Annotated in this window: 23 protein-coding genes; 14 read left to right on the top strand and 9 right to left on the bottom strand. The window is 72.0% G+C overall.

Annotated elements, in window-relative coordinates; genetic code table 11:
• Positions 1–100: 100 nt before the first annotated feature.
• Both ABD353_RS09070 and ABD353_RS09065 read right to left on the bottom strand, forming a co-directional pair.
• Entirely contained in the window at positions 101–1,645 is a 1,545-nt protein-coding gene (locus tag ABD353_RS09070) for a Na+/H+ antiporter (RefSeq protein WP_344622973.1), read from the bottom strand.
• A 457-nt stretch (positions 1,646–2,102) separates the two neighbouring features.
• Entirely contained in the window at positions 2,103–2,858 is a 756-nt protein-coding gene (locus ABD353_RS09065; RefSeq protein WP_344622972.1) for a DUF4118 domain-containing protein, read from the bottom strand.
• Between the two features lie 536 nt (positions 2,859–3,394).
• Between ABD353_RS09065 and kdpB (ABD353_RS09060) the strand changes: the two genes are divergently transcribed.
• The 12 genes from kdpB (ABD353_RS09060) to ABD353_RS09010 all read left to right on the top strand — a co-directional run bounded on the left by kdpB (ABD353_RS09060) (position 3,395) and on the right by ABD353_RS09010 (position 19,894).
• Entirely contained in the window at positions 3,395–5,521 is a 2,127-nt protein-coding gene (gene kdpB, locus ABD353_RS09060; RefSeq protein WP_344622971.1) for a potassium-transporting ATPase subunit KdpB, read from the top strand.
• 227 nt (positions 5,522–5,748) lie between these two features.
• A complete protein-coding gene (locus ABD353_RS09055; protein ID WP_344622970.1) occupies positions 5,749–6,096 on the top strand; it encodes a hypothetical protein in 348 nt (115 codons plus the stop codon).
• 366 nt (positions 6,097–6,462) lie between these two features.
• Entirely contained in the window at positions 6,463–7,278 is an 816-nt protein-coding gene (locus ABD353_RS09050; protein ID WP_344622969.1) for an SDR family NAD(P)-dependent oxidoreductase, read from the top strand.
• Positions 7,279–7,310: 32 nt separating this feature from the next.
• Positions 7,311–7,385, top strand: coding sequence for a 50S ribosomal protein bL37 (locus ABD353_RS40365; protein ID WP_380419867.1), 75 nt, complete (start codon positions 7,311–7,313; stop codon positions 7,383–7,385).
• Between the two features lie 214 nt (positions 7,386–7,599).
• Positions 7,600–9,453, top strand: a complete 1,854-nt coding sequence (locus ABD353_RS09045) for an APC family permease (RefSeq protein WP_344622968.1) — start codon at positions 7,600–7,602, stop codon at positions 9,451–9,453.
• Positions 9,454–9,649: 196 nt separating this feature from the next.
• The gene (locus ABD353_RS09040) at positions 9,650–11,683 is read left to right on the top strand and encodes an APC family permease (RefSeq protein WP_425555105.1); all 2,034 of its coding nucleotides are present in this window, start codon (positions 9,650–9,652) and stop codon (positions 11,681–11,683) included.
• A 331-nt stretch (positions 11,684–12,014) separates the two neighbouring features.
• The gene (kdpF, locus tag ABD353_RS09035) at positions 12,015–12,104 is read left to right on the top strand and encodes a K(+)-transporting ATPase subunit F (RefSeq protein WP_043175966.1); all 90 of its coding nucleotides are present in this window, start codon (positions 12,015–12,017) and stop codon (positions 12,102–12,104) included.
• Position 12,105: 1 nt separating this feature from the next.
• On the top strand, positions 12,106–13,767 hold the full coding sequence (gene kdpA, locus ABD353_RS09030) for a potassium-transporting ATPase subunit KdpA (protein ID WP_344622967.1): 1,662 nt from the start codon (positions 12,106–12,108) through the stop codon (positions 13,765–13,767).
• Entirely contained in the window at positions 13,767–15,866 is a 2,100-nt protein-coding gene (gene kdpB, locus ABD353_RS09025) for a potassium-transporting ATPase subunit KdpB (RefSeq protein WP_344622966.1), read from the top strand. Before kdpA ends, kdpB (ABD353_RS09025) begins: the two co-directional genes overlap by 1 nt.
• Before the next feature lie 16 nt (positions 15,867–15,882).
• Positions 15,883–16,500 (top strand): K(+)-transporting ATPase subunit C, encoded by a 618-nt coding sequence (gene kdpC, locus ABD353_RS09020; RefSeq protein ID WP_344622965.1) that lies wholly within the window; start codon positions 15,883–15,885, stop codon positions 16,498–16,500.
• 173 nt (positions 16,501–16,673) lie between these two features.
• Positions 16,674–19,223, top strand: a complete 2,550-nt coding sequence (locus ABD353_RS09015; RefSeq protein ID WP_344622964.1) for an ATP-binding protein — start codon at positions 16,674–16,676, stop codon at positions 19,221–19,223.
• Positions 19,220–19,894: a response regulator gene (locus tag ABD353_RS09010; protein WP_344622963.1), complete on the top strand. Its 675-nt coding sequence runs from the start codon at positions 19,220–19,222 to the stop codon at positions 19,892–19,894. Before ABD353_RS09015 ends, ABD353_RS09010 begins: the two co-directional genes overlap by 4 nt.
• 312 nt (positions 19,895–20,206) lie before the next feature.
• On the opposite strand, the gene ABD353_RS09005 is transcribed toward ABD353_RS09010, so the two are convergent.
• The 3 genes from ABD353_RS09005 to ABD353_RS08995 are packed head-to-tail and all read right to left on the bottom strand — an operon-like array spanning position 20,207 to position 22,018.
• Positions 20,207–21,172 carry a pirin family protein gene (locus ABD353_RS09005; protein ID WP_344622962.1) on the bottom strand — a complete coding sequence of 322 codons (966 nt, stop codon included), beginning with the start codon at positions 21,170–21,172 and terminating at the stop codon, positions 20,207–20,209.
• Complete coding sequence (locus ABD353_RS09000; RefSeq protein WP_344622961.1) at positions 21,165–21,677, bottom strand: OsmC family protein; 513 nt, start codon at positions 21,675–21,677, stop codon at positions 21,165–21,167. The genes ABD353_RS09005 and ABD353_RS09000 overlap by 8 nt, the downstream gene beginning before the upstream one ends.
• Positions 21,678–21,712: 35 nt before the next feature.
• Positions 21,713–22,018, bottom strand: a complete 306-nt coding sequence (locus ABD353_RS08995; protein ID WP_344622960.1) for a GNAT family N-acetyltransferase — start codon at positions 22,016–22,018, stop codon at positions 21,713–21,715.
• 216 nt (positions 22,019–22,234) lie between these two features.
• Between ABD353_RS08995 and ABD353_RS08990 the strand changes: the two genes are divergently transcribed.
• The gene (locus ABD353_RS08990) at positions 22,235–22,996 is read left to right on the top strand and encodes an SDR family NAD(P)-dependent oxidoreductase (protein WP_344622959.1); all 762 of its coding nucleotides are present in this window, start codon (positions 22,235–22,237) and stop codon (positions 22,994–22,996) included.
• A gap of 194 nt (positions 22,997–23,190) precedes the next feature.
• Here the strand turns inward: ABD353_RS08990 and ABD353_RS08985 are convergent, their stop codons facing one another.
• A complete protein-coding gene (locus ABD353_RS08985) occupies positions 23,191–23,448 on the bottom strand; it encodes a lipopolysaccharide assembly protein LapA domain-containing protein (RefSeq protein WP_344622958.1) in 258 nt (85 codons plus the stop codon).
• 129 nt (positions 23,449–23,577) lie between these two features.
• Between ABD353_RS08985 and ABD353_RS08980 the strand changes: the two genes are divergently transcribed.
• Positions 23,578–23,856 carry a hypothetical protein gene (locus ABD353_RS08980; protein WP_344622957.1) on the top strand — a complete coding sequence of 93 codons (279 nt, stop codon included), beginning with the start codon at positions 23,578–23,580 and terminating at the stop codon, positions 23,854–23,856.
• A gap of 106 nt (positions 23,857–23,962) precedes the next feature.
• Here the strand turns inward: ABD353_RS08980 and ABD353_RS08975 are convergent, their stop codons facing one another.
• The 3 genes from ABD353_RS08975 to ABD353_RS08965 all read right to left on the bottom strand — a co-directional run bounded on the left by ABD353_RS08975 (position 23,963) and on the right by ABD353_RS08965 (position 26,455).
• Positions 23,963–24,706 carry a CBM20 domain-containing protein gene (locus tag ABD353_RS08975; RefSeq protein ID WP_344622956.1) on the bottom strand — a complete coding sequence of 248 codons (744 nt, stop codon included), beginning with the start codon at positions 24,704–24,706 and terminating at the stop codon, positions 23,963–23,965.
• A gap of 376 nt (positions 24,707–25,082) precedes the next feature.
• Entirely contained in the window at positions 25,083–25,934 is an 852-nt protein-coding gene (locus ABD353_RS08970) for a hypothetical protein (protein ID WP_344622955.1), read from the bottom strand.
• On the bottom strand, positions 25,934–26,455 hold the full coding sequence (locus tag ABD353_RS08965; protein WP_344622954.1) for a SigE family RNA polymerase sigma factor: 522 nt from the start codon (positions 26,453–26,455) through the stop codon (positions 25,934–25,936). The genes ABD353_RS08970 and ABD353_RS08965 overlap by 1 nt, the downstream gene beginning before the upstream one ends.
• Positions 26,456–26,796 lie beyond the last annotated feature (341 nt).

Below are 26,796 nucleotides of genomic sequence, written 5' to 3'. Positions count from 1 at the left end.
CCTCCGCGCGGGCGTTCTGCTGCAGGGCTGGTGCACTGGGGCGGACGATACCGACCCCGTCGTCAGGCCGCAGGGGAGACTGCGCCGACCGCGCCGGCCGTCAGGCGGTGCCGAGGCCGGTCTCCTCGAGGTCGAGGTCGCGCTGCAGGGTGCGCCGAGTGGTGTCGCTGATCCGGTGGTCGTCGTAGAGACGGCGCAGCTCGTCGCCCTGGACGGCGATGACCTCTCGACGCAGTTCGCGGTAGACGACCAGCGCGGGTGTTCCGGCGGCCGGTTCGTCATGGGGTTCGAGCCTGGCCTCCAGGCCTCGGCGGACGCGCTCGACGACGTGCCCGGGGATGGTCTCCAGGTCGGCGAGCTGGTCGAGGTGGGTGAGGCCCGCCCGGGTGAGTGCGCCACGGGCGTCCTCTTCCTCACGGGCGGTGTGTTCCGGTTCGAGCGCCAGCCCGGAGCGGTTGACGACGGGTGCCAGGCTCAGCCCCTGGACGACGAGGGTGAAGACCACGACGGCGGTGGTGAGAACGAGCACCAGGGCCCGCCCGGGCAGCTGGGTGCCGTTCTCGGCGGCGAGCGGGATCGACAACGCGGCGGCGAGCGGCATCACCCCGCGGGTACCGGCCCAGCTGACCACGGCGGCGATCCGCCAAGAGGGCCGTCCGCGACTCGGCCCGACCGCTGCGGAGAGGGGGAGCATCCAGAGGACGCGCAGCGCGATCAGCACGGTGGCGATGGCGAGCGCCTGCAGCGGCCACATTCCGCTTCCGCCGGGGAGTTCCCGGACCAGCGTGGGCAGCTCCAGGCCGACGATGCTGAAGACCACGCTCTCCAGCAGGAAAACCACGACCGCGTACACGGCGTGCAGCTGCAGGCGGATCCGGGCGTCGGTCAGGCGGTGCCCGGAGCGGCCCAGCAGCACGCCGGCGACGACCACGGCGGTGACGCCGGAGGTGTGGGCGGACTCGGCGAGCACGTAGGCGCCGTACGGGGTGACCAGGGCGATGACCGTCTCCAGCACCGGGTCGGTGGTGCGGCGGCGGATCAGGGTGACTCCGCCGGCAACCACGGCGCCGATCGCGCTGCCGCCGCCGGCCAGCAGGACGAACTGCCCGCCCGCCGCCTGCCAGCCGACCGCGCCGGTGGCGACGGCGACGGTGACGGCGACCCGGAACAGCACCAGCGAGGTGGCGTCGTTGAACAGGCTCTCCGCCTGGACCAGGACCTGCACCCGGCCGGGCAGGGCGAGCCGCCGACCCAGTGCGGTCACCGCGACCGGATCGGTGCTGGCCAGGACCGCGCCCAGGACGAAGGCCATGGAGGCCGGCAACGGGGTCAGGGCGGCGGCGAGTGCGCCGACGAGGGCGGCCGAGGCGAGGACGAGGCCGAAGGCGAGGACGGTGACCGGGCGCCACACCGAGCGCAGATCGCGCAGGGACAGTTCCTCGGCGGAGGCGTAGAGCAGCGGGGGCAGGACGACCAGGCCGATGGTCTCGGGGGCGATGTGCAGGGCGGGTGCCCCGGGTATCAGGGCGACCGCGATCCCGGCGAGTACCAGGAGGGAGGGTGCCGGTATGCGCCAGCGGCGGGCGCCGGTGGCCACCGTGGTGGCCAGGACGACAAGAAGGAGGACTGCCCCGACCGCGCGCATCGCCGAAACCCCAGCTCAGTTCGCGGGGGCGCCGCGGCGGCCGCCGCGGTCCGTCCCCCGGCCGACCAGACTTCCCGGCACACCGTTGGCGGTCATTTTATCAAGGCCTTAGCGCCTCGAAGGTTCGTCCGATTCATGGAGTGCTGCAGGGGCGGCCCCAGTCGCGTGCCTGTCCGTCCACGGGAACGTGACCGGTGTCCGAGCACGCGCGTTGACGCTGCTCGACCTTGCCGCACGCGGACTGGCGGGATTGACCCCGCCCGCGGCGGCGGCATGCGTGGCGCCCGACGAGTACCAGGACACCCTCACCCACGAGCGGTTGATGCTCCGGCGGATCCAGGAGTCCGTGGCGTCGGGCGAGTTGCTTGAGGGCACGCTGAATGGGCGGTTGAGACCGGCCGCAGGACTGATCACGTCCTGCGGTCGGTTCGCCCTCATCCGGTGCGTCCGGCGTCGGTCAGGCCGCCTTGACCGGCCGGGTGAGGCTGTCGAGCGCGGCGCCCGCGTGGTCGGCCAGGGTCACGGCGACCAGGCGCGCCTGCCGCGAGGGCACTGTCCCAGGGGCGGGTTCGAGCATGAAGCGGCCGACGTACTTGCCGTTGCCGAACATCCGCAGTTCGACGTCCTCCTCGGGCAGGCCGAGGGCGTCGGCGTCCCAGGTGCGGCGGCCCACGGTGACGGAGCCGTCGTGCTGCAGGCTCGGCGGGTGGCCGATCAGGGAGCCGTACTCGAAGCGGCAGTTGCGCAGCTGGAGGAGGTCCACCAGCTCGTCGCGGACGTGGTCCACCACGGTGAGTGCGGAGTTGGCGTTGCGGGCCAGGACGGCGGTGTCGTGGATGCGGGCGAGGTAGCCCGCGTCGGTGATCGCTATCACCTGGAAGTGGCGGGCGCGGGCCGCGAGTTGGGAGACCGTGAGGCCTACGGTGAGCAGGAGCACGGCGGTGGTGATGTCGGTACCGGCGTCGATGGCGAACCGCTGGTAGGGCTGGGTGAAGAAGAAGTCGAACCAGACGGCCGCGCTGACCGCCGCGACGGCACCGGCCAGCCGGTGGCCGAGCGCGGCCACCGCGACGACCACGACGACGAGCAGCAGGGCCACGTTGGTGTTGGCCATGCTGTCGCGGAACGGCAGCAGGACCAGGCTCAGGATCAGCGGGGCAACAGCCGCCACGAGCAGGGAGAGCGGCCCCCGCAGGGTGAGGTATCGGCGCATGGTGCACCTCCTGTTCTCCGGTGTAACAGGCGCGGGGCGGAAGTCGGGCCCCGGCGCGGTCTCGTTAACGGGATCCTTGCGCTCGGTTCCCGCTCCCGGCCGTTCGGCGCCGGCCGCGGGCGAGTAGTACCCGCAGGCCGGCTCGCGTGGTGGCGGGCACGACGCGGTCCTCGGTGCCGGCACGCGGCGCGCACCAGCGCCGGGCCCGGCACGCCCTCGACCGCGCGGCAGAGGGCGGCCAGGCTGCTCAGGGTGTCGGTCACCCCGACGATGACTCTGGACGGTTCGTTCATGCTCCCGGTGGACACCGGTGAACAGCAGAGGACGGGGTCCTTGACGCAACGATGACGGATCGGGACCCAGGTTTCACGCGGCCCTGACAGCGGCGTCCGTGTCAACGCTCCGTCAATCGGTGCTGGCGCAGCGTCAGGATTCCGTCAGGGCGCGGGCAGCGGTGCCGCGGTGCGCGGTTGGCTTGGCTGCCGGCCGTCGGGTCGGCCTCCAGCCGCCGGTCCGTGCCCGAGAAGGTCTGCCGCATGCTCTCCCTTGCTCCCGAGAAGGACGTCGTCGCGCCCGCTCCGGTGGGGCGGCCCCCGGGTCGGCGGCACCGGGCGGGTGGCGCCCTGCTCGATCCGAAGCAGCTGGCCGCGGCCCTGCCGGAGGCGCTGCGCAAGCTGCACCCCCGGGTGATGGTGCGCAATCCCGTGATGTTCGTGGTCGAGGTCGGTTCTGCGCTGACCACCCTGTCGGCGGTCCTCTCGCCGAGCGTGTTCGCCTGGCTGATCGGCCTCTGGCTGTGGCTGACGGTGGTGTTCGCCAACCTGGCCGAGGCGGTCGCCGAGGGACGCGGCAGAGCGCAGGCGGCCTCGCTGCGCCGGGCCCGGACGGGCACCACGGCGCGGCGGCTGCGCAGTTGGCGGGTGGGGCTGACCCGGTTCGAGGAGGAGACCGTTTCCGCCGAGCGGCTCCGCCTGCACGACTTCGTGGTCGTGGAGGCGGGGGAGACCGTTCCCGGTGACGGCGATGTGGTCGACGGGATCGCGGCGGTGGACGAGTCGGCGATCACCGGGGAGTCGGCGCCGGTGATCCGCGAGGCCGGCGGCGACCGCTGCTCGGTGACCGGCGGAACGACGGTCCTGTCCGACCGGATCGTCGTGCGGATCACGGCCAAGCCGGGGCTGACCTTCATCGACCGGATGATCGCCCTGGTCGAAGGTGCGGAGCGGCAGAAGACGCCGAACGAGATCGCACTCAACCTGCTGCTCGCCTCACTGACCGTCGTCTTCATCCTCTCCGTGGTCACGCTCCAGCCGATGGCCGTCTTCGCGGGCGCCGAGCAGTCGACCGCGGTGCTGGTGGCTCTCCTGGTGGCGCTGATCCCGACCACGATCGGTGCCCTGCTCTCCGCGATCGGCATCGCCGGCATGGACCGGCTGGTGCAGCGCAACGTGCTCGCCATGTCCGGGCGGGCCGTGGAAGCGGCCGGCGACGTGGACGTGCTGCTGCTCGACAAGACCGGCACCGTCACCCTCGGCAACCGGCAGGCGGTCCGCCTCCTGCCCGCCCCGGGCGTGCCGGACGACCGGCTCGCCGAGGCCGCCCGGCTGTCCTCGCTGGCAGACGAGACGCCCGAAGGCCGCTCCATCGTGAGCCTGGCCAAGGACTACGGCCTGCGTGAGCGCGCGCCCGGGGAGTCGGGGCGCACGGAGTTCGTGCCGTTCAGTGCGCAGAGCCGGATGAGCGGCGTCGACCTGCTCTGGCCCGACGGAACGGTGATCAGCGTGCGCAAGGGCGCCTCGGCGGCGATCTCCGCCTGGGTGTACGAGCGGGGCGGGCTGGTGTGGGGCGAAGTGCTGGAGGCCGTCGACGCGATCGCCGCCCAGGGCGGCACCCCGCTGCTGGTCGCCGTCCACGACCGGCACGGAGCGCGCGTGATGGGCGTCGTCGAGCTGAAGGACGTGGTCAAGGACGGCATCCGTGAGCGCTTCGCGGAGCTGCGTCGGATGGGCATCCGGACGGTGATGGTCACCGGCGACAACCCGCTGACCGCGCGGGCGATCGCGGCCGAGGCGGGGGTGGACGACTTCCTGGCGGAGGCCACGCCCGAGGACAAGCTCGCCCTGATCAAGCGGGAGCAGGAGGGCGGGAAGCTGGTCGCCATGACCGGCGACGGGACGAACGACGCCCCGGCGCTCGCCCAGGCCGATGTCGGCGTGGCGATGAACACCGGGACCTCGGCCGCGAAGGAGGCCGGCAACATGGTGGACCTCGACTCCAACCCCACCAAGCTGATCGACATCGTCGAGGTCGGCAAGCAACTGCTGATCACCCGGGGCGCGCTGACGACGTTCTCGATCGCCAACGACGTGGCGAAGTACTTCGCGATCATCCCCGCCATGTTCGCCGGCGCCTACCCGGGTCTGCGCCACCTCAACATCATGGAGCTGCACAGCCCGACGTCCGCGATCACCTCGGCGATCATCTTCAACGCGCTGATCATCGTCGCGTTGATCCCGCTCGCCCTGCGCGGAGTGCGGTACCGCCCGGCCTCCGCCTCCCGGCTGCTCGCCCGCAACCTCCGTGTCTTCGGCCTCGGCGGACTGGTCCTCCCGTTCGTCGGCATCAAGCTGATCGACACGCTCGTGGTGCAGTTCCTCTTCTGAGCAGGGCGGGTCGCCGGCTTCGCACGTCAAGAATGCGTCGGGATCGGGGCCTGTGGCGTCAGGAACCCGTCAGGACCGGCTTCGCGGGGTGCGACGGCGGCTTGGCTGACGACCGACGAATGTCCGACCGCCGAGGGAGCGCACCCGTGAGGCTGTACCGTGTCCGGCCCGGGGGCCGCTGGCTTCACCCGGCAGTGCAGCGGCTGGGCACCGGCATGTCCCTGGCCGTGGCGCTGACCGTGAGCGGCTTCCTCACACCGGTGCTCGGCTGGGTCGGGGAGCTGAACGCGGGCTGGTACACCTTCGGCGCGTACGCGCTGCTGTGCACCCTCGTCGGTGCCGTGTCCCGCCCGGCAGCGGCACCTCTGACAGGTCTGTCGGGCTGGCTGTTCTTCAACGGCTTCGCCGTCCACCGCTACGCCGTGCTGGGTTGGGCCGGCCGCACGGACTTGCTGCGCCTGGGCGTCTTCACGGTTGCCGCGCTCCTCGCGGCCCTGCCCGGCGCGATGCCGCGGCGGAGGATCAGGCTCGAGGTCGTCCAGCTCGCCGATCACCGTGCAGACGACCGCTGTTGAGCGATGTCAAGGATTCGTCAGAGCGGGTGACGGTCCCTTGCGGGGCCCGGATGCCGACACTTGAATGGACGTCATGAACCGACCGGCACGCCACCACGACCGCCCGCCGCATCCGCGGGCGCTGGGCTGTGCCACGGTCGTCGTTCGCACGGTCCGGTAGGGATCGCCTCCCCGCGCCCCACCCGATCGTGCCGCGGCAGACGGGCAGAACAGCAGCCCGCCTACCGGTCGTGTCCCCGCCGGGCGCTCAGAGCGCTGACGCTCGCGCCCGGCGGGAATTCCGCTGCCACCTTCCGCACCTCCGACACCCGGACGCGCCCTCGCGCGCCCCGGCCTCCGGGGTGCCCTCCTTCCTGGGATCGAACCATGTCCGAAGTCCTGTCCGCCCGCACTGCCCTCGTGACCGGTGCCTCCTCCGGGATCGGCTGGGAGACGGCCCGGCTGCTCGCCGAGCACGGTGCCACCGTCGTCCTGCACGCCCGTACCCTCAACCAGGGCGAGCACGCGGTCGACCGCCTGGTGGCCCGGGGCGTCTCCCGCGAGCGGCTCCACCTCGTCACCGCCGACTTCACCCGCCTCGCCGAGGTCCGGAACCTCGCCGCCGCCGTGGCGGCGGGCTTCCCGGCGCTGGACCTGCTGGTCAACAACGCGGCGATCATGGCGCCGGAGCGGTGCACGCTGAGCGAGGACGGCATCGAGGTGTCCTTCCAGGTCAACTTCCTGGCGGCGCACGTGCTGGCGAACCTGCTGCAGGACTCGCTCTCCGCAGCGGGTGACGCCCGGATCGTCAACGTCTCCTCCTCGCTGCACCGCACCGCCGCGATGAACTGGAACGACCCCAACCGGGTCAAGAAGTACTCCCGGGTCGCCGCCTACGCGCAGTCGCAGCTCGCCCTGAGCATCGACACCCTCGCCATGGCCCCCGAGGGCTCCGGCATCACCGCCGTCAGCGTGAACCCCGGCCTGTGCGACACCGCGCTGCTGCCGCTGTACGGACGGGTCGGCGCGCCGCCGGCCGAGGGCGCCGCCGCGGTCGTCCGGCTCTGCCTGCCGGACGTCCGCCTCACCAACGGCGAGTACTACGAAGGCGGTGACATCGCCCCGACCGCGATCGCCGTCCACGAGGACCGCTCGCAGCGTCGCCTGGGACGGCTTGCCGACCGACTCGTCACCGGAGCCTGACCCACCCACTCGCACCACCCGACAGGAGGGACGTGTCCAAGCGCGCCCGGAAGAAGAAGGCCCGCCGCAAGAAGAAGGCCAACCACGGCCGCAAGCCCGGCCAGTAGCCGGCCCTGAACCACCCGGCGCCGCGTGCCACCGGCGCCGGGTGTCACCTCCGAACCCCCGGGAGCCCCGTCGCTCCCGGGGGTTCGGCCTGCTCTGCCGTCAGGACGGCATCAAGATCACGGGGTATGCCGTCAGGACGCCGTAGGGAAGGACTCCGCCGGTCGGAACGTGTCGGACGATCGCACCAACATGCCCTGTCCGTGGAGGTACCCGATGTCCGGTCCCGTCGATCCGTTGCCCGCCGGAGTCCAGGAGGCGGCCGAGCCCGAGCCGCCCGACAGCCGTCCGGCCGACGACCGCCACCGGCTGACCGCCCTCGGCGGCCTGGCCGCGCTCTCCCTCGACGCCATGGCCTCGGTGGCGTACGGACCGGAGTCGATCGTCCTGGTGCTGGCCGCGGCCGGCGGGTACGGGCTCGGGTTCACCCTGCCGGTGACGGCGGCGATCGCGGTGCTGCTGGCGGTGCTGGTCGCCTCGTACCGGCAGGTGATAGCGGCCTTCCCGGACGGTGGCGGCTCGTACGCCGTCGCCAAGGCACACCTGGGCAGACGCGCGGCGCTGACGGCCGCCGCCTCGCTGGTGATCGACTACATCCTGAACGTCGCCGTCTCGGTGACCGCCGGCGTGGCCGCGCTGACCTCCGCCTTCCCCGGGCTGTACGCGGACCGGGTCTGGCTCTGTCTCGGTGTGCTGGCTCTCGTCACGGCGGTCAACCTGCGGGGCATCGCCGAATCCGCTCGCTGGTTCATGGCGCCGACCGCGGTGTTCGTGCTGTCGATCCTGGCGATCATCGTCGTGGGCCTGTTCCGGGACGCGCCCGCCTCCACCGAGGCCGCCGCCGGGCACGCATCCGCACTGGCCGGCAACGCCACCGCCGTCGGTGCGCTGCTGCTGCTGAAGGCCTTCGCCTCCGGCTGTTCCGCGCTGACCGGTGTGGAGGCGATCGCCAACGCGGTGCCGTCCTTCCGGACACCCGGCGTCAAGCGGGCGCAGCGTACCGAGGTGGCGCTCGGAGCGCTGCTGGGCGTGATGCTGATCGGCCTGGCCGTGTTGATCGGCCGCTTCCACCTGCAGCCGGTCGAGGGTGTGACGGTGCTGGCCCAGCTCGCGGACGCCTCACTCGGCCACGGCTTCGGCTTTTACCTGGTCCAGTTCGCCACCGTCGTCCTGCTGGCGCTGGCCGCCAACACCTCCTTCGGCGGCCTGCCGGTCCTGATGCACCTGCTGGCGCGCGACAACCACCTGCCGCACGTCTTCGCGCTGCGCGCCGACCGCCAGGTCCACCGGCACGGCGTGCTCTTCCTGGCCCTCGTCTCGGCCGCCCTGCTGGTCGCCTCCGGCGGCGACGTGAACAGCCTGGTGCCGCTCTTCGCGATCGGCGTGTTCGTCGGCTTCACCATCTGCCAGGTCGGCATGGTCCGGCACTGGCGGCAGCAGCGCGGCCCCGGCTGGCACGGCAAGGCGCTGCTGAACGGCTTCGGCGCCCTGCTCACCGGCATCGCGACGCTGGTCGTCACCGGCACCAAGTTCACCGAGGGCGCCTGGGGCATCTGCCTGGCCCTGCCACTGATGGTCCTGCTGTTCGAGGTGATTCAGCGGGCCTACGCCCGGATCGGCGAGCGCCTCGGCCTCGGCCGGGTTCCCGCACCGGTCACCCGCCAACGCTCCCTCGTGATCGTCCCCGTCCACGCCATCACCAGGGACGCCCTCTCCGCCGCGGTGAGCCTCGGCGACGAGGTCCAGGCCGTCACCGTCGTCCATACCGCACCGGACGCCGAGGACCGACAGGCGGCCGAGGCTCTACGCCGCGACTGGGAACTGTGGCGACCCGGTGTCCCCCTGGTCGAGATCCCGGACGGCCACCGGCGCCTCGGCCGGCCCATCGCCGACCACGTCGATGCCCTGACTGCCGAACGCGCGTATGACCGGATCACCGTCCTGATCCCCGAGGTCGAACCCGCCCGGCTGTGGCAGCGCGCCCTGCAGAACCAGCGCGGCGCCGTCATCGACCGCGCCCTGCGCCGCCGCACCGACGCCGTCGTCTGCCGCCTCCGACTGCGCACGTGAGGCGTCCGAAATACCCCTTATGGCGTTTTCCGTGTGCGGATGTTGACGATCCCTTAACGGTCTTCTTAACGCACCCGAAACGGCATCAAATGAGAGCTGCCACCCATCTCACCTGCGGAAACGTTCAGCGGGCGGAGCAATGGAGGGGGCCGTACGACAACATTGCAGCCGTGTGCGCAAGCCATACGCTCGATTTGTGTTCAACCTGCCCCAGACGCTGAAGCGTCTCGTGATCGGCCGGGCGATGCGCAGCGAAGAGCTCGGCGAGACGCTGCTGCCCAAGCGACTGGCGCTGCCGATCTTCGCCTCCGACCCGCTGTCCTCCGTCGCGTACGCCACCGGCGAGATCCTGCTCGTCCTCACGGTCGGCGGTACCGCCTTCCTCTACCTGACGCCGTGGGTCGCCGCGGCGGTCGTCGTGCTGATGGCCGTCGTGGTGATGTCCTACCGCCAGGTCGTGCACGCCTACCCGAGCGGCGGCGGCTCCTACGAGGTGGTGTCGAAGAACCTCGGGGCGAGCGCCGGCCTGGTGGTGGCGGCGTCGCTGCTGGTCGACTACGTGATGACCGTTGCCGTGTCGGTGGCTTCGGGTGTGGACAACATCATCTCCGCTTTCCCCGGCCTGGCGGACTACCGGGTCGGCTTCGCACTCGGCTTCGTCGTCCTGCTCACGGCGATGAACCTGCGGGGCGTCCGCGAGTCCGGGCGGGCGTTCGCCGCACCGACGTACCTGTTCATCACCGCGATCCTGCTGATGATCGGCACCGGCATGATCCGGGTGGTGTTCGGCGAGACCCCGGTGGCCGAGAGCGCGGCGTACGGAATCGAACCGGAGCCGGGCAAGGCGAACCTGGCCGGACTGGCGCTGCTGCTCCTCGCGCTGCGGGCGTTCGCCTCCGGTTGTACGGCGCTGACCGGCGTCGAGGCGATCTCCAACGGGGTGCCCGCCTTCCGCAGGCCGAAGTCGAAGAACGCCGCCACCACGATGGCGGCGATGGGCCTGACCGCGGTCGTGATGTTCGTCGGCGTCACCTGGCTCGCCATGGTGGCCAAGGTCCACTACGTGGACGACCCCTGCCAGCTGACCGGCATCTCCGGTGACTGCGTGAACTACACCCAGCCCACCGTGATCGCCCAGCTCGCCGCCTCCGTCTTCGGCGGCAGCGACAGCATCCTGTTCTACGTGGTCCAGGCCGCCACGGCACTCGTGCTGATCCTCGCGGCCAACACCGCGTTCAACGGCTTCCCCCTGCTTGCGTCGATCCTCGCCCAGCACCGCTACCTGCCCCGCCAGCTGCACACCCGCGGCGACCGCCTCGCGTACTCCAACGGCATCATCGCCCTGGCGGTGGTGGCCGGCGCCCTCCTGTGGTTCTACCAGGCGAACGTCACCAGCCTGATCCACCTGTACATCCTCGGCGTGTTCACCTCCTTCACCCTCTCCCAGTTCGGCATGGTCCGGCACTGGAACGACGTGCTACGCACCGGGACGGACCCGGCGGTGCGTTCCTCGGCGCGCCGCTCCCGGGTGATCAACGCCTTCGGCGGCGTGTTCACCGCCCTGGTGCTGGTGATCGTGCTGGCCACCAAGTTCACCCAGGGCGCCTGGCTGGCGGTCCTGGCCGCAGCGGTGCTGTGGCTGATGATGCGGGGCATCCGCCGCCACTACGACGCGGTCTCCGACGAACTGGCCGTCGAGGACGCCCGGGCCGAGTCGGTGCGGCCGGCCAGGGTGCACGGAGTGGTGCTGGTCTCCAAGCTGCACAAGGCCACCCTGCGGGCCCTCGGCTACGCCCAGGCGTTCCGGCCGGACAGTCTGGAGGCCCTGACGGTGGCGGTGGAGAAGGATGCCACCGAGGAGCTCGGCTCGCAGTGGAGCGCCTACGACGTGCAGGTGCCGCTCAAGGTGCTGGACTCGCCGTACCGGGAGATCACCAAGCCGGTCGTCCAGTACGTCCGCGAGTATCGGCGCAACCACCCGCACGAGGCGATCGCGGTGTTCATCCCGGAGTACGTGGTGGGGCACTGGTGGGAGCAACTGCTGCACAACCAGTCGGCGCTGTGGCTCAAGTCCCGACTGCTGTTCACCCCGGGCGTGATGGTGATCAGCGTGCCGTGGCAGTTGTCCTCCGCGCCCCGGGCCGACCGGCCCGCGCGACGGGCGCCGGGGGCGATGCGGCGCGGCGAGCCGGCCCCGGTGCGGGACGTCCCCGAACCCGAGAAGCTCTGAGACCAGCGGTGTCCGGGCCCGGCGCAGCCAGGCTGCCCCGGGCCCGGACACGTTTCGGACGATGTCCGGTCTCGGCCGCGTGACGCCGTCGTCAAGGCGGCGTCAAGGTTTCCGGCCCCGCCGTATGGAGCGTGTCAGGACCCCGTGCGGCCGTCTGACCTGCTGATTGGCTTCCTGTGCCGGCCACCCGCCGGCGTAGTGCGGACCGCGTCGGCCCCGGCCCCGGTCCCTGAGCCACCCAGGTGGAACCCATGGCAGATCTCGTCTTCGTCGGTGTCACGGTCGCCGTGTTCGCCGTCATCGCCCTGATAGCGAAGGGGGTCGAGAAGCTGTGACCGCCGACAACATCGCAGGTCTCATCGTCGCCGTCGCACTCGTCGGCTACCTCGTCGTCGCGCTGATCTACCCGGAGAAGTTCTGACATGAGCTCCACTGCTGCCGGGTGGCTGCAGGCCCTCGCCCTGGTGGGCGCCCTGGCCCTGTGCTACCGCCCCCTCGGCGACTACATCGCCAAGCTCCTGACCACCGCCAAGCACCTCAGAGTCGAACGCGGCCTCTACAGGCTGGTGGGCGTCGACGGTGACGCCGACCAGCGCTGGCCGGTGTACCTGCGCTCGGTGCTGGCCTTCTCCGCCCTGTCGATCCTCTTCCTCTACGGGCTGATACGCCTCCAGACGCACCTGCTGCTGTCCCTGGGTGTGCCGGAGATGGAGGCACACCAGGCGTGGAACACCGCGGTCTCGTTCACCACCAACACCAACTGGCAGTCCTACAGCGGCGAGTCCGCGATGGGCCACCTGGTGCAGATGGCGGGCCTGGCGGTGCAGAACTTCGTCTCGGCCGCGGTCGGTATCGCGATCGTCGCCGCGCTGATCCGGGGCTTCACCCGCAACCGGACCGACCGGGTCGGCAACTTCTGGGTCGACCTCACCCGCATCGTGCTGCGTCTGCTGCTTCCGCTGTCGATCGTCTTCGCCCTGGTCCTGGTGGCGAACGGTGTGGTGCAGAACTTCCACGGCTTCCACGACCTCGCCACTTTGGGCGGCGGTACCCAGTCGATCCCGGGCGGGCCGGTGGCCTCGCAGGAGGTCATCAAGGAGCTGGGCACCAACGGCGGCGGCTTCTTCAACGCCAACTCGGCGCACCCGTTCGAGAACCCGAACGGCTTCACCAACTGGCTGGAGATCTTCCTGCTGCTGGTGATCTCGTTCTCGCTGCCCCGGACCTTCGGCAGGATGGTCGGCGACCACCGCCAGGGCTACGCGATCGTCGCCGTGATGGCGCTGTTCTGGGTCGCCTCCGCCGCACTGATCACCTTCTTCGAGCACCAACACGCCGGCACCGCGCTGCAGGCCGCGGGCGGGGCGATGGAGGGTAAGGAGCAGCGGTTCGGTGTCGCCGCGTCGAGTCTGTTCGCGGCCTCGACGACGCTGACCTCGACCGGCGCGGTGAACTCCTTCCACGACTCCTTCACGCCGTTCGGCGGCGGTCTGACGGTCTTCAACATGATGCTGGGTGAGATCGCGCCCGGCGGTACCGGCTCGGGCCTGTACGGCATGCTGGTCCTGGCGATCGTCGCGGTGTTCGTGGCGGGTCTGATGGTCGGGCGGACCCCGGAGTACCTGGGCAAGAAGCTCGGCGGCCGGGAGATGAAGTTCGCCTCGCTGTACATCCTGACGACTCCGGCGATCGTGCTGGTCGGCACGGGTGTCGCGATGGCGCTGCCCGGTGAGCGGGCGGGCATGCTCAACAGCGGCCCGCACGGCTTCTCCGAGGTGCTGTACGCCCTCACCTCCGCCGCCAACAACAACGGCTCCGCCTTCGCGGGCATCACCGTGAACACGCCGTGGTACGACACGGCGCTGGGCCTGGCGATGGCGTTCGGCCGGTTCCTGCCGATGGTGTTCGTGCTGGCGCTGGCGGGTTCGCTCGCGCGGCAGCAGCCGGTTCCGGCGAGCGCGGGCACCCTGCCCACCCACAAGCCGCTCTTCGTCGGCCTGCTCTCCGGTGTGGTGCTGATCGTCGTCGGCCTCACCTACTTCCCGGCCCTGGCCCTCGGCCCGATCGCAGAAGGTCTCCACTGATGTCCACCACGCTCACCCCCGCCCCCGCATCGGTCGAGAACGGCGAGGCGCCGCACAGAGTCCGGGGCGGCCTGCTCGACCCGAAGCTGATCGTCTCCTCGCTCCCCGACGCGGTGAAGAAGCTCGACCCGCGGGTGATGGTCAAGAACCCGGTCATGTTCGTGGTCGAGGTCGGCTCGGTCGTCACCACGGTCGCCGCGGTCGCCGACCCGTCGGTGTTCGCCTGGGCGATCACCGCCTGGCTCTGGCTGACCGTCGTCTTCGCCAACCTGGCCGAGGCCGTCGCCGAGGGCCGCGGCAAGGCCCAGGCTGACACCCTGCGCAAGACCAAGACCGACACCATGGCCCGTCGCCTCACCAACTGGCCGGCCTCGCAGGCCGAGGAGGAGGTCTCCGGCACCGCGCTGCGGCTCGGTGACCACGTGGTGGTCGAGGCCGGACAGACCATCCCCGGCGACGGTGACGTCGTCGAGGGCGTCGCCAGCGTGGACGAGTCCGCGATCACCGGCGAGTCCGCACCCGTCATCCGGGAGTCCGGTGGCGACCGCAGCGCGGTCACCGGCGGCACCAAGGTGCTGTCCGACCGGATCGTGGTGAAGATCAGCTCGGAGCCGGGCAAGACCTTCATCGACCGGATGATCGCCCTGGTCGAGGGCGCCGCCCGGCAGAAGACCCCGAACGAGATCGCGCTCAACATCCTGCTGGCCTCGCTGACGATCGTCTTCCTGATCGCCGTGGTCACCCTGCAGCCGATGGCGACCTATGCCGGCGCGCCGCAATCGATGATCGTGCTGGTCGCCCTGATCGTCGCCCTGATCCCGACCACGATCGGCGCGCTGCTCTCCGCGATCGGCATCGCCGGCATGGACCGCCTCGTGCAGCGCAACGTCCTCGCCATGTCCGGCCGGGCCGTCGAGGCCGCGGGCGACGTCAACACGCTGCTGCTGGACAAGACCGGCACCATCACCCTGGGCAGCCGGCAGGCCGCCGAATTCCAGCCCGCCACCGGTGTGGAGATCGGCGAACTTGCCGACGCCGCCCAGCTCTCCTCGCTCGCCGACGAGACCCCCGAGGGCCGCTCGATCGTCGTCCTCGCCAAGACCGAGTACGGGCTGCGGGCCCGCGCCCAGGGCGAGCTGGCGCACGCCACCTGGGTCCCCTTCACCGCCCAGACCCGTATGTCCGGCGTCGACGTGGACGGCCGGCAGGTCCGCAAGGGCGCGGCCGGCTCGGTCGCCACCTGGGTGACCGAGAACGGCGGCACGGTCGGCGCCGACGTCGCGCAGCTGGTCGACGGGATCTCCGCTGCGGGTGGCACGCCGCTGGTCGTCGCCGAGAAGGACGGCGGGAAGGCGCCGCGCGTCCTCGGCGTGATCCACCTGAAGGACGTGGTGAAGGAGGGCATGCGGGAGCGGTTCGACGAACTGCGCCGCATGGGCATCAAGACCGTCATGATCACCGGCGACAACCCGCTGACCGCCAAGGCGATCGCCGAGGAGGCCGGGGTGGACGACTTCCTCGCCGAGGCCACGCCCGAGGACAAGATGGCCCTGATCAAGAAGGAGCAGGCCGGCGGCAAGCTCGTCGCGATGACCGGCGACGGCACCAACGACGCCCCCGCGCTGGCCCAGGCCGACGTCGGCGTGGCGATGAACACCGGCACCATGGCGGCCAAGGAGGCCGGCAACATGGTCGACCTGGACTCCAACCCCACCAAGCTGATCGAGATCGTCGAGATCGGCAAGCAGCTCCTCATCACCCGCGGCGCGCTGACCACCTTCTCCATCGCCAACGACGTCGCCAAGTACTTCGCGATCATCCCGGCGATGTTCGCCGGCGTGTACCCGGGCCTGAAGCACCTGAACATCATGGGCCTGCACAGCCCGCAGTCCGCGATCACCTCGGCGATCGTCTTCAACGCCCTGGTCATCGTCGGTCTGATCCCGCTCGCCCTGCGAGGCGTCAAGTACCGTCCCTCCGACGCGAGTTCGCTGCTGGCCCGGAACCTCGGGCTCTACGGCGTCGGCGGCCTCGTCGTCCCCTTCATCGGAATCAAGGCGATCGACCTGGTCGTCCAGTTCATCCCCGGCCTGAGCTGAGAGAGGCCAGAACACCATGCCCACCATTCTGCGAACCCACCTCACCGCGCTGCGGATGCTGCTGGTGATGACCGTCGTCCTCGGCCTCGCCTATCCGCTGCTGGTCGCCGGCATCGCCCAGGTCGCCTTCCCGGTGAAGGCGAACGGCTCGATCGTGAAGTCCGACGGCAAGGAGATCGGGTCCAGCCTGCTCGGCCAGAGCTACGACCTGCCGAAGAAGAACCCCGACGACCCGGACGAGCAGGCGCAGCCGGACCCGAAGTGGTTCCAGCCCCGCCCCTCGGCCGGCTCGTACGACCCGAAGGCCTCCGGCGCGTCCAACCTCGGCCCGAACAGCGAGGACCTGCTGAAGACGATTCAGGACCGGCGCGCCGCGATCGCCGCCTTCGACGGCGTCGACCCGGCGAGCGTCCCGGTGGACGCGGTCACCGCCTCCGGCTCCGGCCTCGACCCGCACATCTCCGTCGCCTACGCGAAGGAGCAGGTCGACCGGGTGGCCAAGGCGCGCAACGTGCCCGCCGACACGCTGAACCGGCTGATCGGCAAGTACACCGAGGGTCGCTCGCTCGGCTACCTCGGCCAGGCCGGCGTCAACGTCGTCCTGCTCAACAAGGCACTGAGCGAGACCAAGTGACGTCGCACCAGTGGTCTGAGTGACCGAACCGACCCGGGCGCGGGGGACACCTCCCCGCGCCCGGGTCGGTTGCCCATGCGTCGTGTCTGTTGAGCGGAGCAAGGTGCCCGCCCGGGATGGCGACGAGATCCACAACGTTTCCGGCCGCCCTTCGTCGAGAAAGAGCAGCGCCCATGTCCCGTGACCTCACCCCCGGCACCGCCGTCCGCCGCGGGCAGCTGAGGGTATACCTCGGATCGGCTCCCGGTGTCGGCAAGACCTACCGGATGCTGGACGAGGCCCGCAGACGGCGCGACCGCGGCGCGGACGTGGTGGTCGGCTTCATCGAGTGCCACGGCCGACGGCACACCGAGAACATGCTCCAGGGCCTGGACCTGGTCCCCAGACTGACGCGCAGCTACCGGGGCACGGACTTCCAGGAGATGGACCTGGACACGATCCTGGCCCGCCGGCCGCAGCTCGCCCTGGTCGACGAACTCGCGCACACCAACATCCCGGGCGGCCGCAACGCCAAGCGGTGGCAGGACGTCGAGGAACTGCTCGCCGCCGGAATCGACGTGATCACCACCGTCAACGTCCAGCACCTGGAATCGCTGAACGACGTCGTCCAGAAGATCACCGGAATCCCGCAGCGCGAGACCGTCCCCGACGAGGTCGTCCGCCGAGCCGACCAGATCGAACTGGTCGACATGGCACCCCAGGCCCTGCGCCGCCGCATGGCGCACGGAAACGTCTACAAGGCGGAGAAGGTGGACGCCGCGCTCTCCAACTACTTCCGGGTCGGCAACCTGACGGCCCTTCGCGAACTCGCCCTGTTGTGGGTCGCCGGCCGGGTCGACGAGGGCCTGCGCGACTACCGCGCCACCCACAACATCGACCGCGTCTGGGAGACCCGCGAACGCGTCGTCGTGGCACTGACCGGTGGCCCCGAGGGGGAGACCATCATCCGCCGGGCGGCGAGGATCGCGGACCGGACGGCCGGCGGCGAGCTCCTTGCTGTCCACGTCACCCGGAGTGATGGCCTTTCCGGCGCCTCACCGGGCGCGCTCGCCGAACAGCGGCAGCTGGTCGAGACGCTCGGCGGCAGCTACCACGTGGTCGTCGGCGACGACATCCCCAGCTCGCTGCTCGCCTTCGCCCGTGCCCACGACGCCACCCAGCTGGTCCTCGGTACCAGCCGCCGCGGCCGCCTCAACCGGTTCCTCACCGGCCCCGGCAACGGGCAGACCACCGTCGACCTCTCCGAGGACATCGACGTCCACATGGTCACCCACGAGTTCACCGGGCGCGGCCGCCTGCCCTCCCTCGGCCGGCGACACTCCCTGCGACGGACGGTGGCAGGCTTCTCCGCAGGGCTCCTGCTGCCCGTGCTGCTGACCGTGATCCTTTCTCAGCTGACGGGGTCGCTCAACCTCACCACCGTGGCCCTGATCTTCCAACTCGGTGTGGTGGCCGTCGCATTGCTCGGCGGAGCAACCTCCGCGCTGCTGGCCTCGCTGGTCGCCTCACTGCTGCTCAACTACTACTTCATCCCGCCCGTCCACACGTTCACCATCGCCGAGCCCAACAACGCCATCGCGCTGGTGGTGTTCGCCGCGGTCGCGCTCACCGTCTCCACCGTGGTCGACCGCGCCACCCGGCTCACCGCCCGGGCAGCCAGGGCGACCGCCGAGGCCGAGACCCTCTCCACCCTTGCCGGCAGCGTATTGCGCGGGGCCGACGCCCTGCCCGCCCTGCTGGAGAAGACCCGCACCGCCTTCGCCCTCGACTCCGTCGCCCTCCTCGACCGGCGCAGCGGCGAGACCCTCGGCCGCAGTGACAGCGACGGCGCACCGGCCCCGGACCGCACGGTCACCGAAGTCCCGGTCGGACCGGAGGCGTTGTTGATCCTCGCCGGGCGCAGGCTGCCCGCCGCCGACCAGCGGGTGCTCACCGCGTTCGCCGCCCACATCGCCGCCGCCCTGGAACGCGACCGGCTCGCCACCGTCGCCGCCGAGATCGAACCGATCAAGGCCGCCGACAGGATGCGCACCGCCCTGCTCGCCGCCGTCAGCCACGACCTGCGCACCCCGCTCGCCGCCGCCCTCGCCGCCGTCGGCTCGCTACGCAGTGCCGAGGTGGAGTTCGCCCCCGAGGACCAGGCCGAACTCCTCGACATGGCCGACGAGTCACTCGTCAAACTCACCCGCCTCGTCGACAACCTGCTCGACATGAGTCGGCTCCAGGCCGGCGTGCTCACCCTGCACCTGGAATCCACCCCGCTGGACGAGGTGCTGCGGCGCGCGATGGACTCCCTCGCCCGGCCGGACGCCCCCGTCCAACCGCTGGATCTGGACACCGTGCCACCGGTGCTCGCCGACGTGCCGCTGCTCGAACGGGTGCTGGCCAACGTGATCACCAACGCCCTCAGGTACAACGCCCCGGGCGCACCCGTCCTGGTCGCCGCCAGCCACCACCGCGGACGGGTGGAGGTCCGGGTCATCGACCGCGGCCCGGGCATTCCCTTCGCAGACCGCGACCGGGTCTTCCTGCCGTTCCAGCGCCTCGGCGACAACGACAACACCACCGGTGTCGGCCTCGGCCTCGCCCTCTCCCGCGGCCTTGCCGAAGCCATGGGCGGCTCCCTGGAGGTCGAGGACACCCCCGGAGGCGGCACCACCATGCTCCTCACCCTGCCCGCATCCCAGGCGGCCGACCCGACGGACGGAGGTGTCGCGACATGAGCCACATCCTGGTGGTGGACGACGAACCGGCGCTGCTGCGCACGCTGAAGATCAATCTGCACGCCAGGCGCTACTCCGTACTGACCGCCGCCACCGGACAGCAGGCTCTCGACGCCGTGGGCCGCGGCAGCCCCGACGCCGTCGTGCTCGACCTGGGCCTGCCCGACTTCGACGGCGTGGACATCATCCGGGGCCTGCGGGCCTCACTCTCGGTGCCGATCATCGTGCTGTCCGGCCGCAGCGGGGTCGACGACCGGATCAGCGCCCTGGACGCCGGGGCGGACGACTACCTGACCAAGCCCTTCGTGGTGGACGAACTCTTCGCCAGGCTCCGCGCGGTGCTGCGACGATCCGCCGGCCTCGCGCCGCCGCTCAGCGTCGTCCTCGGCGACCACGTGATCGACACGGCCGCGAATACCGTCACCGGCCCGGACGGACCCGTGCGGCTCACCCCCACGGAGTGGCACATCCTCAAGCTGCTGCTCGCGGCGCCCGGCCGCCTGGTGCCGGGCAAGGAGATCCTGCGCGAGGTGTGGGGCCCCGAGGCCGAGGACCGCGGAAACTATCTGCGGGTCTACCTCGGCGGCCTGCGCCGCAAGCTCGAACCCGATCCCACCCGCCCCCGCCACCTGATCACCGAACCGGGCATCGGCTACCGGTACCAGCCCTGAACCGGGCGATGCCCGCCCATTCCCGATCAAGGAGCCGTCAAGATCGGTGCGGACAGCGCCAGGAACGCGTCAGGAAGGCCGGGAGCCGTCCCCTCCGCCGACTTCTGCTTCGTCCTCAGCGACATGGACGCCGAGGTGGCCAACCTGCTGCTGCTCGGCGCAGACCCCGACCAAGAATCCCTGCCGCGGGGCTGCGCGTCTGCCAGGCGGTGATCACGGCGCCGAGGAGCCTTCGCCGCTCGGCGCCGTGAGGCCTTCCGGCCTTCCCTGACTGCCTGGATCGCCTGTGTGATCGGTGATTGTTTTCGCAGGTCAGCGTACTCGTCCGCGGGGTTTCAGCGGGGTCACCGGCAGCTGCGGGGCATGCAGCCGGGCACCGTTGTAGCCGTGTACTTCGCCGAAGCGCGTGCCCTTCTCCCAGTCGTTCCGTGCCTGTGCGATCTCCTCACCGGATCGGCCGATGAAGTTCCACCACATGACGAGCTCCTCCTCGAAGGGTTCACCGCCGAGGAGCAGGACCGAGCCGTCCGTGACGGCGCGCAGCGGGAGTTCACGGCGGTCGGTCCCCAGGTAGAGCATCGAGCCGGGCTCCAGCCGGACGCCGTCGACCTCGGTGAGGCCGCTCATGGTGAGCACCGCGTACTCGAAGTGGGGCTCGACCGGCAGACGGACCTCGGTGCCCTCGCGGAGCGTCAGGTCGGCGCCGACCAGCGGGGTGTGGACGGTGCCGGGGGAGCGGACGCCGTCGAGTTCGCCGAGGATCACCGTCGCGTCGAGGCCGCCGCCGAGGTCGGTCACCCTGGGCAGGTCGGGGTGGTGTTCGAAGGCGGGTTCGGTGTGGCGGTGGGCGTCGGGCAGGGCGACCCAGAGCTGGGCGCCGTGCAGCAGCCGGGCGTGCTCGCGGGGTGATTCCTCGGAGTGCGAGATGGCCCGGCCCGAGGTCATCAGGCCGAGTTCGCGCGGCCGGACGGTCTGCAGGCTGCCGAGGCTGTCGCGGTGCAGCACCTCGCCCTCGTGCAGCCAACTCACCGTCTGCAGACCGATGTGCGGGTGCGGCGGCACCTGCATGCCGGGCTCGTCGGCGATGTCGTCCGGGCCGTAGTGGTCGACGAAGCACCAGGCGCCGACCATCCGGCGGCCCATGCTCGGCAGCAGCCGCCGCACCACGGTGGATCCGCCGAGCGCCGTCTCGCGGGCGACCAGCAGGTCCCGCACCGGACCCTCGGCGCGGTTGCCGCCGCAGGCGGTGGGGGTGGGGCGCAGGTCGAGGTCACTCATGGCGACCGGCCTCCTGCCCGTCGGCACCGGCACCGGCACCGGAACCGGAACCGGCTGCGTGCTGCCAGCGCACCGCGCCGTGGTGCGCCTGTTCGACGATCGGGGTGCCGCCGCGGACCGCCCGGGTCACCGGGGTGCGGTCGGCGATGTCGAGCAGCCGGGCCCGCTGCGCCTCGTCGAGGTCGCCGAGCAGCTCGATCCGCCGGGTGATCCGCACGCTCTTCTCCGGGCCCTTCTCGTAGCCGAGGTGCACCCGGACGGTCTCCAACGGCCAGTCCTTGCGCTGGGCGTACATCCGCAGGGTGATCGCGGTGCACGAGCCGAGTGCGGAGAGCAGCAGGCCGACCGGGGTGGTGGCGGTGTCGGCGCCGCCGACGGACGGGGGTTCGTCGGCGGCCAGCTTGTGGTGGCCGGAGCGGATCTCGACGCGGTAGTCCTCGCCGGTGCTGGTGGCGACGGCGGCTGCGGAGCGGACGAAGGCGGGGGCCTCGGTGGTGGTGTCCATGGTGTCCTCGGGGGAGTGCCCGGTTTGGGGCGCGGTCACAGGCCGAAGCGGTCGCGCTGGGCGGCCGGCACCAGCTCGGCGTAGTCGGGGTGCTTGGTGATCCAGCCGCGGATGAACGGGCAGTACGGCAGCACGGCGGCGCCCTGCTCGCGGGCGGCGTCCAGCGCGCCCTGCGCGAGCTTGCCGCCCAGGCCGCGGCCGCCGAACTTCGGGTCGACCTCGGTGTGGATGAAGGCGAGCTCGGTGCCGTAGCGGTGGTACTCGGCGAAGCCCGCGAGCTCCTCGTCGTCGAAGATCTCGAAGCGGGAGCTGTCCTGATTGTCCGTCACGCGAATCGCCATGGGTCCTGCCTCCTCGATCGGGCCGCGGGTCTCGCGGCCTATGTAGTTTACGATTAAACCAATCGTTGATCAACCGCATTCCCGGGACCCCGGTCCCGCCGCGCGGGGGCCGGCGGTGCTCCCCGTGACCCCTTCCGCGACTCCGGGTGGCCGACGGGCCGTCAGGAGCTACGCTGGCCCGACACGATTCGATCATGGACCGAGGGGGGCGCAGGGGTGCAACGGGTCGCGGTGGTGTCCGGCGGCGGCACGGGGATCGGCAAGGCCGTCGCCCGTGCGCTCGCCGCCGAGGGGTGCCGGGTGGCGGTCGTCGGCCGGCGCGTCGACGTACTGGAACGGGCCTGCGAGGAGATCGCCGAGGCCGTCCCGGGAGCGGAGGCCGTCCCGGTCGCCGCCGACCTCACCGTGCCCGCCCAGGTGGCCGCGGCAGCCGAGGCGATCGGCGAGCTCGGGCCGGTCGACGTCCTGGTGAACAACGCCGGCGCGATCGTCACCCCGCCTGCCGGCGACGACCTCGACGCCCTCGCCGCGGCCTGGCGGCGCGACCTGGACACCAACCTGCTCAGCGCCGTCCTGCTCACCACGGCCCTCACCGACCGGCTGCGCCGCCCCGGCGGGCGGCTGATCGTCATCAGCTCGGCGGCGGCCCAGCGCGGCGGCGCCGGCCCGCACTCGGCCGGCTCCTACGCGGCCGCCAAGGCCGCCCTGCACGGCTGGGCCTTCGGCCTGGCCCGACAGCTCGGCCCGGACGGGATCACCGTCAACGTCCTGGCCCCCGGCTACGTCGCCGAGACCGAGATCTTCGGCGCGGGGTGGTCGGAGGAGTTCCACGCCCGCAAGATCGCCGACACCCTGGTCGGCCGGGCCGGCACCCCCGAGGACGTGGCGTCCGCCGTGGCCTACCTGGCCTCGCCGGCGGCCGGCTACGTCACGGGCCAGGTGATCGGCGTCAACGGCGGAGCCGTGCTGGGCCGGTAGTCCCCCGCCCGTGGTCCGTGGCCCGTGGCTCGTGCCCTGTGACTTGTGGGCCGTGGTCCGGTTCGTGGCCTGCGGGCCGTGGCCGGCGGCCGTGACCGGCGGCCGTGTCCGCCCCCGGTCGGGCGGCGGGCGGCGTCTCCCCGTCACGTCCGGACGGGGCCTCGGGTGGCGGATGCGCGGGTTCGTCGGGGTCGCTACCGTCCCTTGCGGGCGGCCCGGCGGCGGGCGAGGAAGACGCCGATCAGCATGCCGACCAGGATGGTCACGGTCAGGACCACCCACAGCGGCATGGTGACGTCGGAGACCCAGAGGGTGATGGTCACCGACGCGGTGTTGACCGCGATGAACCACACGGCGAGGACCGCGATGACGCCGACCGCGATGGTGCGCAGCCGTACCTCGCGGCCCTTGACCGTGACACGCGACGGCTCGTGCTGGGTGTTCTGCGACATGGCTTCAGTATCGTGCGATTTGCCTGATTCGTCCCCGGAGGGCGGCCCTGCCGGGCCTCGGGCCGCCGTGCGGGCGGGTGCGGCCCGGCGCGAGGTGCGGCCGTCGGCCGTCCGCGGGAAGCTCGAAGGATGACGGCGCTGGTGGTGATGCTGGAGATCGAGCAGCCGGACACGGTCCACGATCTCGGCGGCGGCGAGCACGCCTCGGAGGGCCGCGCGGCCCTGGTCGTGCACGCGGCCCCGGTCGCCGCCGACGGCGGCCCCGAGCGGCGGACCTTCTGCGGATCGGACACCGCGGGCCTCGAACGCGACCCCTGGCAGCCCGCCGAGGACGCCGCCGTCTGGTACCCCTCCCGGTGGTCTCAGCGGGTCTGTGAGGAGTGCGCCGCCGCGGTGCGAGGCCGGTGAGCGCCGGCCGGTCGTCGTAGGCCAGCGAGCGAGCGGCTGCCCGGCCCGGCCCGGTCGGGGCCGGGCCGGGGGGGGGGGGGGCCGGGCAGCCGGAGTGGCCGGGTGGTCAGCGCCAGCTGTCGTGCAGCACGAGGGTGCCGGTCGGCGGGGTGACGGTGGCGTGGTTCGGCCCGTCCTCCCAGACGACGGTGCCGTCGGCGTTCTTCTTCAGCAGCTTGTAGCGGACGGCGGTGTTCGGGGGCAGTGAGGCGATGCCGGTCCACTCCGGGTAGACGGCGTGGCTGGTGCTGAGCGGGACGGCCTTGGCCGGGTCCCAGGCGCCGAGTTCGGCGAGGTCGCCGGAGACGTACAGGGCCTGCCCCCAGCTGGTGGTGGCGGTGGCGGTGAAGACGGCGGTCAGCGGGTGCTCGCCGGTGACGTTCCAGCGGTCGGAGAGGGTGGTCTCGCCGCCGGTGCCGGACAGGAAGACGGAGCGGTTGGGGATCGACTCCCACTCCACCGCGCCGGCGGCGGTCCGCTTCAGGTACTTGTAGGTGAGCTGGCCGCCGGGCGGCAGCAGGAGGTCGACCGACCAGGTCGGGTAGCTCCGTGCGTCGGTGGTGAGGGGGACGGCGGTGGCCGGATCCCAGGCGCCGAGTTCGGCCGTGCTGCCGGAGACCAGCACGGTGTCCCCGTACTCGGTGGCGGCCGTGACCTGCAGGTGCACGGGGGTGCCGAGGGTGCCGCCGGTGGCGGCCCGGGCGGCCGTGGCGGGCAGGAGCAGGCTCGCGATCAGGGCCGTGACCAGGGCGGGGAGCAGCAGGAGGGGTCGCAGCCGGGCTGCGGTGGGGTGCGGCTGGGGGAACGTCATGTCCGTTGTCCTCCAGGTCGAATGGCGGCGCGGGGCGCCGCGGAGGGGGACGGCCGGGGCTCGCGTGCGGCGTCGGAGGCGAGCGGCGGTCCGAAGTGCTGCAAAGTCTTGCAGCAAGTTTCATGGCGATGGACGATTTCCGGCCAGGTGGAGGAAGCGCCTGCTCGGCGGGCGGGCGGCAGGGGCCCCGACCTAGCCTGACCTGCACACGACATCAAGGCGGCGGGCCGCCGGGACGCCCCGGCTCCGCCCTCCCGGAACGCGGCGGCCACCCGACGGCCACCGGACGCACCCCGCCGAGGGCTCCGCCGTCACCGCGTGTGACACCGGGCCGCGCGACAACGGCGGGAACCCGGCCCCTCGCCGGACGGGCGGCTCAGCCCGTGCGGGCGAAGTCGCCCCAGACCGACGCCCGGCCGCCCGCCGTCGCGGCGTCGATCCGGTACCAGTCACCGCCCGCGTCCCGGCCGCCGGCGTCGTGCCCGTACTGACCCGCGAAGACGTGCTGGGCGACCGGGACCGTACGGCCCGCCTTCAGCACCCAGCGGTAGACCAGCACGCCGCCCTCCTCCCGGACGGTCACCGTGAAGTCGCCCGCCGACGGGGTCTGCCAGTGGCCGGTGTCCTTCACCCCGCCGGTCTGCGGCACGTGCAGCTCCACCGTCAGCGCGGTGAGCACCTCACGCGTCTTGAAGGTCACGTTGCTCTGCGCCCAAGAATCCGTGCTGTGCGGATCGACGGAGCCGTCCGCCCACAGCGGGCCGTCCTCCGTCCGGCTCCCGGCGGGCCTCGCCGGCGTCGCCGGCCGGGCGGAGGAGGGTGAGGCGGAGGGGGAGGCCGGGGTGCTGGGCCGGGGCGCGGCGGAGGGCGGCCGGGACCCGGAGGTCGGTGCCGGCAGCGCCTCGGGGGCGGCGGACGGCGGGGCGGTGCTCGCGGCGGCGCTCGGCGAGGGAGAGGGTGTGGGCGGCGTCTGCGGTCGCTGGGCGATCGCGGCCACCGCGAGGCCGCCGACCGCCAGGGCGGCGGTCGCGGCCAGCCCGGCCAGCGCCATCCGGGGCCAGGAGAGCAGGCCGCGGCGCACCCGGTGGCGGCCGGCCGCCGGGTCGGAGGCGTCGGCGTTCAGGGCGCCGGAGGAGGCGATGCCCCGCTCGACGCGGGCGAGCATGCGCTCCCGGTCCGGCCGGTGGGCCTCGGCGGCCTTGCGCAGCTGTCGGCGCAACTCGTCCATCAGCTCCTCCTTCCCGTCAGTTCGCCGGCCCGGTCGCCGAGCAGCCGCTGCAGTTCCGCCATCCCCTTGGAGGTCTGGCTCTTCACCGTGCCCACCGAGATGCCGAGGGCCAGGGCCGTCTCCTTCTCGGAGAGGTCCATGGCATGCCGGAGCACCACGCAGGCCCGCTTGCGGAAGGGTAGCCGGGCCAGCGCCGCCCGGACGTCCAGCACGGAGGCCACGTCCGGCCCGTCCGTCCGCTCGGAGCGGTGCGACCAGAACAGCAGCACCCGGCGCCGCTCGCGGACGGCGGTGCGGACCCGGCCGCGGGCCAGGTTGGCGACCACGCCGCGGGCGTAGGCGACGGGGTGGTCCGCGCTCCGGACTCGGTCCCAGCGGTGCCAGAGGGCCACCATGGCATCCGCCGCGAGGTCGTCGGCCGCGTCCGCCTCGCCCGTCAGGAGGTGGGCGAGCCGGGCGAGTTCGGCGTGGTGGCGTTCGAAGAAGTCGTGGAACTCCGCGGACGCATCGTCGGCGATCATGTCCGGGGCGTGACCTCTCGATCCGTTGTGAGCGTTCTCAATCAGCAGGGAGGGCGGCAGCCTACCAACCGCTCCCGCCACCGGATCAGCGGGTGCCCCGGTCGTCGCCGCAGGTCGCAGGGGTGTCGGCCGGGCCGTGCGGCCCCGCCGGCCGAGGCCGAGCGGGTCGGCGGCGGGTGCCGTGCCCAGCGCCGTCACCCCTCCGTACCCGACCGGGCGGCGCGCACCCCTGCGCGGGCGGACGGCACGGACGGACGGCACGGGTCGAACGGTCTCTCGGGGGCAGGGCCGGGCACGGGGGAGCCTCCTTCGGATCGGCGCCTTGCTGCCCCCGGGTTGCC

Source organism: Kitasatospora arboriphila, assembly GCF_039528095.1.
GTDB lineage: Bacteria > Actinomycetota > Actinomycetes > Streptomycetales > Streptomycetaceae > Kitasatospora > Kitasatospora arboriphila.
Note: the sequence above shows the minus strand (reverse complement) of the source record. Positions and strands in the feature narration are given on the sequence as shown.

Excerpts from the sequence above, each read along its gene's own strand:
- ABD353_RS09070 (WP_344622973.1), bottom strand. The coding sequence starts at position 1,645 with ATGCGCGCGGTCGGGGCAGTCCTCCTTCTTGTCGTCCTGGCCACCACG.
- ABD353_RS09065 (WP_344622972.1), bottom strand. The coding sequence starts at position 2,858 with ATGCGCCGATACCTCACCCTGCGGGGGCCGCTCTCCCTGCTCGTGGCG.
- kdpB (WP_344622971.1), top strand. The coding sequence starts at position 3,395 with ATGCTCTCCCTTGCTCCCGAGAAGGACGTCGTCGCGCCCGCTCCGGTG.
- ABD353_RS09050 (WP_344622969.1), top strand. The coding sequence starts at position 6,463 with ATGTCCGAAGTCCTGTCCGCCCGCACTGCCCTCGTGACCGGTGCCTCC.
- ABD353_RS09045 (WP_344622968.1), top strand. The coding sequence starts at position 7,600 with ATGTCCGGTCCCGTCGATCCGTTGCCCGCCGGAGTCCAGGAGGCGGCC.
- kdpA (WP_344622967.1), top strand. The coding sequence starts at position 12,106 with ATGAGCTCCACTGCTGCCGGGTGGCTGCAGGCCCTCGCCCTGGTGGGC.
- kdpB (WP_344622966.1), top strand. The coding sequence starts at position 13,767 with ATGTCCACCACGCTCACCCCCGCCCCCGCATCGGTCGAGAACGGCGAG.
- kdpC (WP_344622965.1), top strand. The coding sequence starts at position 15,883 with ATGCCCACCATTCTGCGAACCCACCTCACCGCGCTGCGGATGCTGCTG.
- ABD353_RS09015 (WP_344622964.1), top strand. The coding sequence starts at position 16,674 with ATGTCCCGTGACCTCACCCCCGGCACCGCCGTCCGCCGCGGGCAGCTG.
- ABD353_RS09010 (WP_344622963.1), top strand. The coding sequence starts at position 19,220 with ATGAGCCACATCCTGGTGGTGGACGACGAACCGGCGCTGCTGCGCACG.
- ABD353_RS09005 (WP_344622962.1), bottom strand. The coding sequence starts at position 21,172 with ATGAGTGACCTCGACCTGCGCCCCACCCCCACCGCCTGCGGCGGCAAC.
- ABD353_RS09000 (WP_344622961.1), bottom strand. The coding sequence starts at position 21,677 with ATGGACACCACCACCGAGGCCCCCGCCTTCGTCCGCTCCGCAGCCGCC.
- ABD353_RS08995 (WP_344622960.1), bottom strand. The coding sequence starts at position 22,018 with ATGGCGATTCGCGTGACGGACAATCAGGACAGCTCCCGCTTCGAGATC.
- ABD353_RS08985 (WP_344622958.1), bottom strand. The coding sequence starts at position 23,448 with ATGTCGCAGAACACCCAGCACGAGCCGTCGCGTGTCACGGTCAAGGGC.
- ABD353_RS08980 (WP_344622957.1), top strand. The coding sequence starts at position 23,578 with ATGACGGCGCTGGTGGTGATGCTGGAGATCGAGCAGCCGGACACGGTC.
- ABD353_RS08975 (WP_344622956.1), bottom strand. The coding sequence starts at position 24,706 with ATGACGTTCCCCCAGCCGCACCCCACCGCAGCCCGGCTGCGACCCCTC.
- ABD353_RS08970 (WP_344622955.1), bottom strand. The coding sequence starts at position 25,934 with ATGGACGAGTTGCGCCGACAGCTGCGCAAGGCCGCCGAGGCCCACCGG.
- ABD353_RS08965 (WP_344622954.1), bottom strand. The coding sequence starts at position 26,455 with ATGATCGCCGACGATGCGTCCGCGGAGTTCCACGACTTCTTCGAACGC.